The sequence below is a fragment of the Streptococcus infantis genome (assembly GCF_000960085.1).
GTDB classification, from domain to species: Bacteria; Bacillota; Bacilli; order Lactobacillales; family Streptococcaceae; genus Streptococcus; species Streptococcus infantis_C.
In genome coordinates this window covers 55,570-67,938 of the sequence record NZ_JYGT01000003.1, presented here as the reverse complement: position 1 = coordinate 67,938, position 12,369 = coordinate 55,570, and the positions used below count along the sequence as shown (strand labels likewise).

The 12,369-nt window shown below is 43.0% G+C and carries 9 protein-coding genes; 2 read left to right on the top strand and 7 right to left on the bottom strand.

The features are described 5' to 3' along the window. Positions 1-164 precede the first annotated feature (164 nt). Together TZ94_RS00960 and strH are read left to right on the top strand one after the other, a co-directional pair. Positions 165-881: a GntR family transcriptional regulator gene (locus TZ94_RS00960; protein ID WP_045613330.1), complete on the top strand. Its 717-nt coding sequence runs from the start codon at positions 165-167 to the stop codon at positions 879-881. A 273-nt stretch (positions 882-1,154) separates the two neighbouring features. Further along, the gene (gene strH / locus TZ94_RS00955) at positions 1,155-5,054 is read left to right on the top strand and encodes an LPXTG-anchored beta-N-acetylhexosaminidase StrH (RefSeq protein ID WP_045613328.1); all 3,900 of its coding nucleotides are present in this window, start codon (positions 1,155-1,157) and stop codon (positions 5,052-5,054) included. A 47-nt stretch (positions 5,055-5,101) separates the two neighbouring features. Here strH and purB read toward each other — a convergent pair whose 3' ends face one another. The 7 genes from purB to purH all read right to left on the bottom strand — a co-directional run bounded on the left by purB (position 5,102) and on the right by purH (position 12,343). Then, positions 5,102-6,400 (bottom strand): adenylosuccinate lyase, encoded by a 1,299-nt coding sequence (gene purB / locus TZ94_RS00950; protein WP_045613326.1) that lies wholly within the window; start codon positions 6,398-6,400, stop codon positions 5,102-5,104. 55 nt (positions 6,401-6,455) lie between these two features. Next, the gene (locus TZ94_RS00945; protein ID WP_045613324.1) at positions 6,456-6,683 is read right to left on the bottom strand and encodes a hypothetical protein; all 228 of its coding nucleotides are present in this window, start codon (positions 6,681-6,683) and stop codon (positions 6,456-6,458) included. 8 nt (positions 6,684-6,691) lie between these two features. Further along, complete coding sequence (locus tag TZ94_RS00940) at positions 6,692-7,642, bottom strand: ketopantoate reductase family protein (protein ID WP_045613322.1); 951 nt, start codon at positions 7,640-7,642, stop codon at positions 6,692-6,694. Beyond that, the gene (gene purK, locus TZ94_RS00935; protein WP_045613320.1) at positions 7,643-8,734 is read right to left on the bottom strand and encodes a 5-(carboxyamino)imidazole ribonucleotide synthase; all 1,092 of its coding nucleotides are present in this window, start codon (positions 8,732-8,734) and stop codon (positions 7,643-7,645) included. Continuing rightward, positions 8,721-9,209, bottom strand: a complete 489-nt coding sequence (gene purE / locus TZ94_RS00930; RefSeq protein WP_045613317.1) for a 5-(carboxyamino)imidazole ribonucleotide mutase — start codon at positions 9,207-9,209, stop codon at positions 8,721-8,723. The genes purK and purE overlap by 14 nt, the downstream gene beginning before the upstream one ends. A gap of 199 nt (positions 9,210-9,408) precedes the next feature. Next, positions 9,409-10,674 carry a phosphoribosylamine--glycine ligase gene (purD, locus tag TZ94_RS00925; protein ID WP_045613315.1) on the bottom strand — a complete coding sequence of 422 codons (1,266 nt, stop codon included), beginning with the start codon at positions 10,672-10,674 and terminating at the stop codon, positions 9,409-9,411. Between the two features lie 121 nt (positions 10,675-10,795). Beyond that, positions 10,796-12,343 (bottom strand): bifunctional phosphoribosylaminoimidazolecarboxamide formyltransferase/IMP cyclohydrolase, encoded by a 1,548-nt coding sequence (gene purH, locus TZ94_RS00920; RefSeq protein ID WP_045613313.1) that lies wholly within the window; start codon positions 12,341-12,343, stop codon positions 10,796-10,798. Positions 12,344-12,369: the final 26 nt, after the last annotated feature.

Below are 12,369 nucleotides of genomic sequence, written 5' to 3'. Positions count from 1 at the left end.
TCAACGTTCTAAATAGAAAGCAAAAATAGGAATTAAAATTAAAATTATTTATATGTATCCTAATTTCTTATTCCGATATTTTAAATTTTTTCAGTGCTTTTCTACTCTTTTTTTCGATTTTATGTTAAAATCATAGGTGGAGAAGGAAAAAATGAGGTGAAATTATGGCAATTCCAAAGTATCAGTATATTAAAGATGAATTGAAAAACAAAATTATTTCTGGTCAATTTGCTAGTGGAGATAAATTCTACACTGAAGCAGAATTGATTTCCATGTATGATGTTAGCTCAATCACAGTGGTTCGTGCCTTGAATGATCTTGCTAAAGACGGATACATTGTTCGTCAACAAGGTAAAGGAACATTCGTAGCTCGTGCCCGCAAGCATAAACTCGTTGAATTTTCTGATGTAGAAATCTTCGAGACCAAAGACGATAAGGTAACGGTTCTTTCTATCGAACGCGGGAACGATCTTAAATATCTAGAAAAGCTCGGCCTACGTGGCGACCAATTCTACTACAAGATTGAACGTGTTCGTGAAACAAATGGCATCACCTATATCTATCACAGTTCATACATTCCTGAACAATACATCAATGCCAACTATCCAAACCTTGAATACTATAGTTCTATCTATAATCGTTTCAAATTGGACTACCACATTCACATGAATGATGAGCATTTTGAAGAAATTAATGAAATTGTATTTCCAACTCCAGAACATGCCGCTTCTGTATTAGGAATCGACACTTATTTCCCAACTGTTTTCCAAACTAAGACAACTAAGCTTGAAGCAACTGGTCAAGTTTTGGAATATATCGAGACATATAAACGTTCTGATTTCTACAAAATTAAATTCATTTCTTGTGATCGTGACCACTAATCTTTAAAAATCCTGAGGCGGCTGTCTCAGGTTTTTTATATACCCATTATAGCATCGACTCCCTTTTCTGAGAATAGCATTTCAATCAAATCTATAATTAGTAACCTTTTTACTAAAAAAGAGTCAAAACTAGAAAAATATATCTTAATTTATAAATTATTCTATTTTTTATAGTATATCTATCCAAAAACTTGACTTTATTCTAGTTAGAACATACAATATGATTTGTATATGAAAACGCTATCAAAAAAATATAAAAAGGGAGGTTTTTTAATGAAACCAGAAAACAAACAGCGCTTCTCTATTCGTAAATATGCAATTGGAGCAGCTTCTGTCTTGATTGGATTTGCCTTTCAGGCCCAGGCTGTTGCGGCTGACGGAATTGTACCTGCCACAACAGAGGACCAACCTACTATCCAAGCTACAGGAGAATCGTCTCCACAAACAAGTGAAGAAAAACTCGAGACTACTCCAACAGCAGAAAACGCTACTACAACTGCTCCAGTAGCAACTACTGAAGCACCAAAAGTTGAAGCTGCTCCTGCGCCTACCGTAGAAGAGCCTGTCAAGAACGAAATCGCTCCAACTAAACCAGAAGTAACGGAAGAAGTCAAAAAGTCAGAACCTGAAAATGTAGAAAACAAAGAAGTTGCTCAAGCCGAAGCCCCTGTAGTCACTACAGAAAGAGCAGCTCAAGTCAATGAAAAACTAGCTAAAAAGAAAATCGTTTCAATCGATGCAGGGCGTAAATACTTCTCTCCTGACCAATTGAAAGAAATCATAGACAAAGCCAAACACTATGGCTATACCGATCTTCACCTTTTAGTTGGAAATGATGGCTTGCGCTTCATGCTTGATGATATGTCTCTAACTGTAGGTGACAAGACTTATGCAAGCGACGATGTCAAACACGCTGTTGAAAATGGAACTAATGCCTATTACAACGATCCAAACGGCAATCACCTAACTGAAAGTCAAATGACCGACTTGATTAACTATGCCAAGGATAAAGGAATTGGACTTATCCCAACAGTCAATAGCCCTGGTCACATGGATGCTATCCTTAATGCCATGAAAGAACTGGGTATTGAAAAGCCTAACTTTAACTATTTTGGTAAAGAATCAGCACGTACTGTCGACCTTGACAATGAAAAAGCAGTTGCCTTCACAAAAGCTTTGATTGATAAGTATGCAGGCTACTTTGCTGGTAAATCTGAAATCTTCAATATCGGTTTGGATGAGTACGCTAACGATGCTACGGATGCTAAAGGATGGAGCGTTCTTCAAGCCTATAAATGGTATCCAGAAGATGGATTCCCAGACAAGGGCTATGACAAATTCATCGCCTATGCTAATGACCTAGCTCGTATCGTCAAATCTCACGGTCTAAAACCTATGGCCTTCAACGACGGTATCTACTATAATAGCGATACAAGTTTTGGTACCTTTGACAAGGACATCATCGTTTCTATGTGGACTGGTGGCTGGGGAGGTTACGATGTCGCTTCTTCTAAATTACTAGCTGAAAAAGGACACGAAATCCTCAATACTAACGATGCTTGGTACTACGTTCTCGGCCGTAATGCTGATGGACAAGGTTGGTACAACCTCGATCAAGGCTTGAATGGTATTAAGAGCACACCAATCACTTCTGTTCCAAAAACAGAAGGAGCTGATGTTCCTATTATCGGTGGTATGGTAGCTGCTTGGGCTGATACTCCGTCTGCTCGCTACTCTCCATCTCGTCTCTTCAAACTCATGCGTCAATTTGCAAACTCTAACGCTGAATACTTCGCTGCTGATTACGAGTCTGCTGAACAAGCTCTGAAAGAAGTTCCAACAGACTTTACTCGCTACACAGAAGAAAGTATTGCACCCGTTAAAGAAGCTGAAAAAGCCATCCGTGCTCTCGATAGCAACCTCAGCCGTGCTCAACAAGATACTATTGATCAAGCGATCGCAAAACTCCAAGAAGCTGTTAGCAACTTGACCCTCACTCCAGAAGCTCAAAAAGAAGAAGATGCTAAACGCGAAGTTGAAAAACTTGAGAAGAACAAGGTCATCTCTATCGATGCTGGACGTAAATACTTCACGCTAGACCAACTTAAACGCATCGTAGATAAAGCCAGCGAACTCGGTTACTCTGACCTTCACTTGCTCCTTGGAAACGATGGACTTCGCTTCCTACTTGATGATATGAGTATCTCAGCAAACGGCAAGACTTATGCAAGCGACGATGTGAAAAAGGCCATCATCGAAGGAACAAAATCTTACTACGATGATCCTAACGGAACTACTTTGAACCAAGCTGAAATTACTGAACTTATCCAGTATGCTAAGAACAAAGGTATTGGACTAATCCCAGCTATCAATAGCCCAGGTCACATGGATGCTATGCTTGTCGCTATGGAAAAATTAGGCATCGCAAACCCTCAAGCTAACTTTGACAAGGTTTCAAAAACAACTATGGACCTTGAAAACGAAGAAGCAATGAACTTTACAAAAGCCCTCATCGGCAAGTACATGGACTTCTTTGCTGGTAAGACTAAGATCTTTAACTATGGTACAGATGAATATGCTAATGACGCTACCAATGCTCAAGGTTGGTACTACCTCAAGTGGTATGGTCTCTACGGTAAATTTGCTGAATACGCTAATAGCCTAGCTGCCATGGCTAAAGAAAAAGGCTTGCAACCAATGGCCTTTAACGATGGCTTCTACTACGAAGACAAGGACGATGTCGAGTTTGATAAAGACGTTATCATCTCTTACTGGTCTAAAGGATGGTGGGGTTACAACCTTGCGTCTCCTCAATACCTAGCAAGTAAGGGGTACAAATTCCTTAACACGAATGGGGATTGGTACTACATTCTCGGTCAAAAACCAGAAGATGGCGGTGGCTTCCTCAAGAAAGCTATTGAAAATACTGAAAAAACTCCATTTAACCAACTAGCATCAACTAAATATCCTGAAGTTGACCTACCTACTGTTGGTAGTATGTTAGCTATCTGGGCTGATAGACCAAGCGCAGAATACAAGGAAGAAGAAATCTTTGAACTCATGACTGCTTTTGCAGACCATAACAAGGACTACTTCCGTGCTGACTACAAAGCGCTACGTGAAGAACTTGCTCAAATCCCTGAAAACTTAGAAGGATATAGCACAGAAAGCCTCGACGTTCTCAAAGCTGCTAAAGATGCTCTTAACTACAACCTCAATCGTAACAAACAAGTTGAATTGGACACACTTGTAGCTAATCTCAAAGCTGCTAGACTTGGTCTCAAACCAGCTGCAACTCACTCAGGAAGCCTCGATGAGAGTGAAACTGCTGCTACAGTTGAAAACCGACCAGAGCTTCTTGTTAAGACAGAAGAAATTCCGTTTGAGATTGTTAAGAAAGAAAATCCTAACCTTCCAGCAGGACAAGAGAAAGTCATCACTGAAGGTGCCAAAGGTGAACGTACAATCTATATCTCAGTTGCTACTGAAAATGGCAAGGAAACCGAAATAGTTCTTGAAAGCAAGGTCACAAAAGAAGCTGTCAACCAAGTGGTTGAAGTTGGAACTCCAGTCACTCATGTTGGTGACGAAGAAGGTGTTGCTCCAGTTGCAGATGCAAAACCACGTGTTGTGATTGAAGAAGAAGAAATTCCGTTTACAACTATCACTCGTGAAACTGATGCATTGCCTAAAGGAGAAACTCGTGTTGTAACTGAAGGTGTTAATGGTCGTCGTAGTCATTTCTATTCAGTGACCACTAATGCTGATGGATCTGAAGTTAAAACATTGGTTACTAGCGTCGTCGCTCAAGAACCAGTTGCTCAAGTTATCGAAATTGGTAAACTTGTCACTCATGTAGAAAATGGACAAGCATCTATTACAGAAACAAAACCAAGATTAGAACGACCTAGTCAAGAAATGTATCTAACATCTACAACTCATAAAAAAGAACCTGCTTCTATTGTGGAAAAAAATCAAAAACTTGAAATTTCAAGTAAAACAACTCCGGCAACTGTTCCTGCTGAGGAAAACAATGCACTTCCTCAAGGCCCAGCCCCTGTAGCAAAAGAAAATAAACTTCCTGAAACAGGAAACCAAGATTCAGAATGGTTGATTGCTACAGGTTTGATGGCTGCACTCACAGCTTATGGACTTAGTAAGAAAGAAGATTAGGCACAAATAAAAAAGCGAGATTGTATCTCGCTTTTTTATTATTATGATTAGTCACCCAAACCGATGCGTTCAAAGATTTCATCCACACGTTTGGTATAGTAAGTTGGGTTAAAGATTTCATCGATTTCTTCTTGAGTGAGTCGTGAAGTCACTTCTGGATCTGATTCAAGAAGTGGTTTAAAGTCTACTTGGTTATCCCATGATTGGGCAGTCTTTGGTTGAACAAGGTCGTAAGCTTGCTCACGTGTCATGCCTTTTTCAATCAAAGTAAGCATGGCACGTTGGCTGAAGATCAAACCAAATGTAGAGTTCATGTTGCGGATCATGTTTTCTGGGAAGACTGTCAAGTTCTTAACGATGTTTCCGAAACGGTTGAGCATGTAGTCAATCAAGATGGTTGTATCTGGTGCAATGATGCGCTCAGCTGATGAGTGAGAGATATCACGTTCGTGCCAGAGTGATACATTTTCATAAGCTGTTACCATGTGACCACGGATCACACGCGCAAGACCTGTCATATTTTCAGAACCGATAGGGTTGCGTTTGTGAGGCATTGCTGAAGAACCTTTTTGCCCTTTGGCAAAGAATTCTTCCACTTCACGTTGTTCAGATTTTTGAAGACCACGGATTTCAGTCGCCATCCGCTCGATAGAAGTTGCGATGCTCGCAAGAACTGCAAAGTACTCAGCGTGAAGGTCACGAGGAAGGACCTGTGTAGAAATTTCTTGAGCACGGATACCAAGTTTATCGCAGACGTATTTTTCAACGAATGGTGGGATGTTAGCAAAGTTACCAACCGCACCAGAAATCTTACCAGCTTCCACACCAGCAGCTGCGTGCTCGAAACGCTCGATGTTACGTTTCATTTCGCTGTACCAAGTTGCCAATTTAAGACCAAAAGTTGTAGGTTCAGCGTGCACACCGTGGGTACGACCCATCATGATAGTGAACTTGTGTTCTTTCGCTTTAGCAGCGATGATGTTGGTGAAATTTTCAAGATCCTTGCGGATGATATCATTGGCTTGTTTGTAGAGGTAACCATAGGCAGTATCTACCACGTCAGTAGAAGTCAACCCATAGTGAACCCACTTGCGCTCTTCACCAAGCGTCTCAGAAACCGCACGCGTGAAAGCCACCACATCGTGACGAGTCTCCTGCTCGATTTCCAAAATACGGTCGATGTCAAAGTCCGCTTTTTCACGGATCAAAGCCACATCTTCCTTAGGGATTTCTCCCAATTCAGCCCATGCCTCGTCAGCCAAGATTTCCACCTCAAGCCAAGCACGGTATTTATTTTCTTCAGTCCAAATGTTCGCCATTTCTGGGCGAGAGTATCGTTCGATCATTGTTTTATTTTCCTTTCTTTTGACGTTTCACATCAGCTAGCAACCAACAGTCGTTTTATTCAAATTCTTCTTTCCCAATCCACACAGATGGGTAGTGATCTAGTGTATTCAAATCCGTATCCAGCGGGACATCATAGATAGCTAAATAGTTTTCAGGATATTGAGCCGTTAGCTCTTCATACTTAGCTTTTACTTTTTCGTGATCGCTACTAGCATACAAGACCTCGACTACTGCTCCAGTCTTATCTTTTTCAACAAATGCGTTGACGATGAGTTGAATCATAAAACCTCCTAAATCGAAATGCCCTTCATATTTGCTTCCAGAATAGGCATCTTGACACCTAACTCTTGACCAGTCTGATAAACACTTTGACAGCAGTAAAAAATGTCCTGTTTATCATTGTGCAAGGTCATGATTTTTCGGGTCAGCTCATTTTTAGCAAACATGACTTTCATGGCTTTGCCGGCTATCCAAGCGGGAATTTTGTAAGGTAAGAGTTCAGCTTTGTAAAGCTTCAAATTCACGCCACGCGCTTCTACGACTTTCAAAGCCTCTCGAATGGCCTTGATGGCCAATGACAATTCCGATGAACTATTCATCAAGTTCAAAGCCAATTCTTCTGGGTTTTCCAAATTTCCTGAACGAGCAGCTGTCGAAGTGACACCCGCATTAATCGCCATGTGAATCCAAATCCATTCGAGCATATCATGAGGTACTTCCCACTTCAAATCTGCAGAAGTCAGTAAATCCGTCAGATCAGCATAGTTAGAAATCTGTGCTTTTTGCTCACCTTCTAGCATTAAATGGTCGAACAAGACACCATCCAAATGGTCCTCTTGCATGTGACCTCCAGCTGTCGGAAAGGCCAGAATATAGTCATAATCTCCTGCCCACTCTTGGACCTCTTTTCGAGTATCCCAGAAATTACAAAAGAAAACGAGGGTACCTTTAATATTATTTTTTCGTAAGGTTTCCACGGCTTCTTTGACAAAACCATGACGCACACTGAGAAAAATAAAATCGTATTCCGAATCAGCTTCTGCCACATGAACCTCATAGGTGTCGTGTTTGTTTTCACCTTTGGAATGATAGCGACCATCTAGCAGATCAACTGACAACTCCTTCGGTGCATTGTTTTTCTTACTATCTCTCAGTACGTGTTCCACTTGATGGCCTGCTTTTTGAAAGGCGTAGGCATAAGTCGTCCCGATCACTCCGAGTCCTAGAATCGCTATTTTCACTTAAAAATCAATCCCTTTCCCAAATTCCTCAACCTTATCCGGCACATCACTAAACAAAGTCACATGTCCCATTTTACGGTTGTGCTTTGCTTCTAGTTTACCATATAAGTGGAGGTGAGCGCTTGGATTTTCTGTCACATATGTTTCAGCAGCTTCGACGTGTTGGCCGAGGACATTGAGCATGACAGCTGGTGCATGGAGGTGGGCTGCTGGAAGTGGTGCTCCGAGAACACCCAAGATGTGCGTGTCAAACTGGGAGAAGTCGCAGGCTTCAATCGAATAATGCCCTGAATTGTGTGGACGAGGAGCAATTTCGTTGACAATGATGTCATCAGCGGTTGCAAACATTTCCACACAGAGGGTACCAGAGAGATTCAGTTGTTCAGCGATTCGTACTGCCATGGCTTTGGCTTTTTCAGCTAGACTTTCTGAAATGCGAGCAGGCACGATGGTTTTTGAAAGAATGTTGTTGCGGTGGATATTTTCCTGAACTGGGAAAACCGTCACATCCTTGCCATTACCAGACACGATGACAGAAATCTCAAGGTCAAAGTTGACGAATTCTTCCAAGACACAGTCTGCTGAATCGGCTAGAGCATAGGCCTCTTCCAAATCTGCTTCTGAACGAATAACCTTTTGACCATGACCATCGTAGCCACCGGTCGCTGTCTTGAGGACATAATTTTTCGACAGATCGATATCTGTCAAATCTTGGTTTGAGGTCACAACCTTGTAAGGAGCCACAGTGACTTGGGCCTTGTTGGAAAGAAAGTCCTTCTCAAAAATGCGATTTTGAGAAATGCGGAGTAGATCTGTTCCTTGTGGAAGCTGGCCTTCTTTGATAACGGCATCCAAACCATCAGCATCGACATTTTCAAACTCATAAGTGAGAACATCACAGCGGTCCGCCAACTGACGTAGAGCATCCACATCGTTGTAAGGAGCTACGATGATTTCCGCCACACGGGAGGCTGGGCAATCAGCTGCTGGATCCAGCGCGATAACCTTGTGTCCCATGTAGATAGCTGAGATCGCCATCATCTGACCGAGCTGGCCACCACCGATGATTCCAATGGTTTTAGTTGAGCTCATTTGTAGACTCCTCTGCGATTTTTCCTTGTTCTTCAGCAAAGTTAGCAAGCGCATCTGCAATGGCCTTGTCTTCTACTGAGAGGAGACGGAGGGCAAAGAGGGCAGCGTTAGTCGCACCCGCTTCACCGATCGCCATGGTTGCGACTGGTACCCCACCTGGCATCTGAACGATAGAGTAGAGCGAATCCACACCACTGAGGGCACGTGATTTGACTGGTACGCCGATAACCGGAAGGGTCGTTTTAGCTGCGACCATACCTGGCAAGTGAGCAGCGCCACCTGCACCAGCGATGATGACCTTGATGCCACGGCTACGTGCTTCTTCCGCATGTTTGAACATGAGGTCCGGTGTGCGGTGTGCGGAAACAACTTTCTTTTCGTAGGCGACGCCGAAGTTGTCGAGGACTTCAGCGGTTTTTTGCATGGTTGCCCAGTCGGATTTTGAGCCCATAATGATGGAAATTACTGGTTTCATAGTTAATATCCTTTTCTTTTTTGATAATGGTCTTAGGTGGTGGGGACGGAAGCAAACCTTCGGTTTCATTCCTAAACTTTGAGCCTAAGGTATCAAAGTTTCCTCCGACCAGAAACAGTTTCTATTCTGGTCTTTTCACCACGGCGACCATTATCTTACTTTGGCTCGCTTTCGCTCGCCATGACAAAGTTAGTATCTGTTAATCTTTTATGGCCTTGCTACCGATATCGTTTCGATAGAAGAGGCCTTCTGTGTTTTGTTTGTTGAGTTGATTGTAGATAACGTTTTGGCCATCTTGAACGGTATCTGCTGTGGTAACCAGCATGTAGACGCGTCCGCCGTTTGAGAGAAGGTCTTGCCCATTTTCAGCGAATTTAGCACCAGCATAGTAAGTGATGATGTCACCATCTGTCTTGGTTGGAAGCTTGACACCCTTCTCATAAGCGAGTGGATAGCCATTTGATGCTACAACCACGCCCAGTGTCACACCCTTGTCCGTCCAAGTGATGGCTGGCTCTTTGTCATCCAAAATATCAGTGATGTTTTGTGCAAAGTCAGATTTCAAACGAGGCAAGATGATTTGCGTTTCTGGATCTCCAAAGCGAGAGTTGAACTCAATGACTTTAGAACCATCAGCTGTCAAAATTAGCCCCGCGTAAAGGACACCAAGGTAGGGACGCCCTTCTTTAATCATACCTTCAAGAACTGGCTTGACAATGGTGTCAACCGCTGTGTCAACCACGCTCTGTGGTAAGTGAGGAACTGGTGCATAGGCACCCATCCCACCAGTGTTAGGACCCTTGTCGCCATCATAAGCACGTTTGTGGTCCTGAGCTGTAGGCATGATGTAGAACTTGTCCCCATTGACAAAGGCAAAGAGAGAGAACTCTTCCCCGTCAAGGAATTCCTCGATGACCACACGCGCACCTGAGTCACCGAATTTATTGTCCAAAAGCATTTCATGAGTGGCTTCGACTGCTTGCTCAACTGTCTCCGCAACGACGACACCTTTACCTAGGGCCAAACCGTCTGCCTTGACGACGATTGGAGCGCCTTTCTCCTCGATATAAGCCTTGGCTTCCTCAAAATCTGAAAATGTCCCATAGGCTGCTGTCGGAACATCGTATTTGACCATGATTTCCTTAGCAAAATCCTTAGACCACTCCAGCTCAGCCGCAGCCTTGGTCGGACCAAATGCTTTGAGTCCAGCTGCATTGAAATCATTTACGATACCAGCTGCAAGGGCATCATCCGGTCCAATAAAGGTCCAAGCAATATCGTTCTCTTTTGCAAAGTCAATCAGTTTAGAATGTTCGGAAATAGAGATATTTACCAAATCAAGTCCATCTAAGGTCATCCCATCATTTCCAGGCGCCACGAAAACTTGCTCAACGTCTTTAGACTCCAACAACTTTTTGGCAATCGCGTGCTCACGACCACCTGAGCCAACAACTAACAGTTTCATCTCTCAACCTCTTTTGCGAATTATTTACTAATATTATATCATAAACGTTCGTTTTAATCTTGTTTCGTTAAGTTTTTTTAAACAAAAAAGGAAAGAAACTGTTTTCTTCCCTTTTATTTTCTTAATGTCTAAAATGTCTCACGCCTGTAAAGACCATGGTCAAGCCGTATTTATCAGCCGCTTCGATTGACTCTTGGTCACGGACTGATCCACCTGGTTGGATGATGGCCTTAATACCTGCTTTGGCGATTTCTTCCACGTTATCCGCAAATGGGAAGAAGGCATCTGAAGCAAGAACAGCGCCGTCAAGACTGTCTTTAGCTTGGTCAATAGCAATACGGACTGAAGCTACACGGTTGGTTTGACCAGGGCCAACACCAAGTGTCATGTGATCATTGGTCACGATGATACCGTTTGATTTGACGTATTTGATAGCTTTCCAAGCAAACTCAAGGGCTGTCGCTTCTGTCTCAGTTGGTTGGCGTTTAGTCACTACTTGCCAGTCAGCAGGACTTTCTTTCACCACGTCTTGGTTTTGAACGAGGAGTCCACCGACAACACCTGTATATTCTGCTTCCACTTCACTGGCGTCTTGAGCGTCGAATGGCAAGGCAAGGATACGCAAATTTTTCTTTTTGTTGGTCAAAATGGCTAGCGCTTCATCCGTATAGCTTGGTGCAATGATGATTTCGAGGAAAACACCATGCATCTTCTCAGCTGTCGCAGCGTCAACTTCACGGTTGAGAACGACAATACCACCAAAGATAGATACTGGGTCAGATTCATAAGCGTAGTCCCAAGCGGTTTCGATATCATCAGCTTGACCGATCCCACATGGGTTCATGTGTTTGAGAGCCACCACGGTTGGACGATCTTTGAAGTCACGGATGATACGGATAGCGGCATCAGCATCACGGATATTGTTAAAGGACAATTCTTTACCGTTAAGTTGTTTAGCTGAAGCAATGGAGTAAGCCGTTGGTAAACCTTTTTGGTAGAAGTCTGCATCTTGTTGAGGGTTTTCACCGTAACGCATTGGTTGCTTAAGGTCGTAAGTCAAAGTAAGTTTTTCAGGTTTTGTTTCACCCACTTGAGCTGTGAAGTATTCTGCGATTAAGGCATCATAGGCTGCTGTGTGACGGAATACTTTGGCTGCCAAACGTTGGCGAGTTTCGTAACTTGTTTCGCCGTTTGCTGCCAATTCGTCAAGCACAACAGCATAGTCAGCAGGGTCTACCACAACCGTTACGCTAGCGTGGTTTTTCGCTGCTGAACGAAGCATGGATGGTCCACCGATATCAATGTTCTCCACCGCGTCAGCGTAAGTCACATCTGGTTTAAGGATGGTTTCTTTAAATGGATAAAGATTAACCACAACAAGGTCAATCAATTCGATCTTATTGTCCTTAGCAGCCTCTAGGTGACTATCGAGGTCACGACGAGCGAGGAGACCACCGTGGATATTTGGGTGGAGAGTCTTAACACGACCGTCCATCATTTCTGGGAAACCAGTCACATCGTCAATAGCAATGGTTTCCACCCCAGCATTGTCAAGGGCAACCTTGGTCCCACCTGTCGAGATGATATCCCAACCAAGTTTTTTGAGTTCTTGGGCAAATTCAACAATGCCCGCTTTGTCTGAGACTGAAATAAGTGCTCGTTTAGTCATTTTTCTCTTCCTTTTTAAAAAGTTCT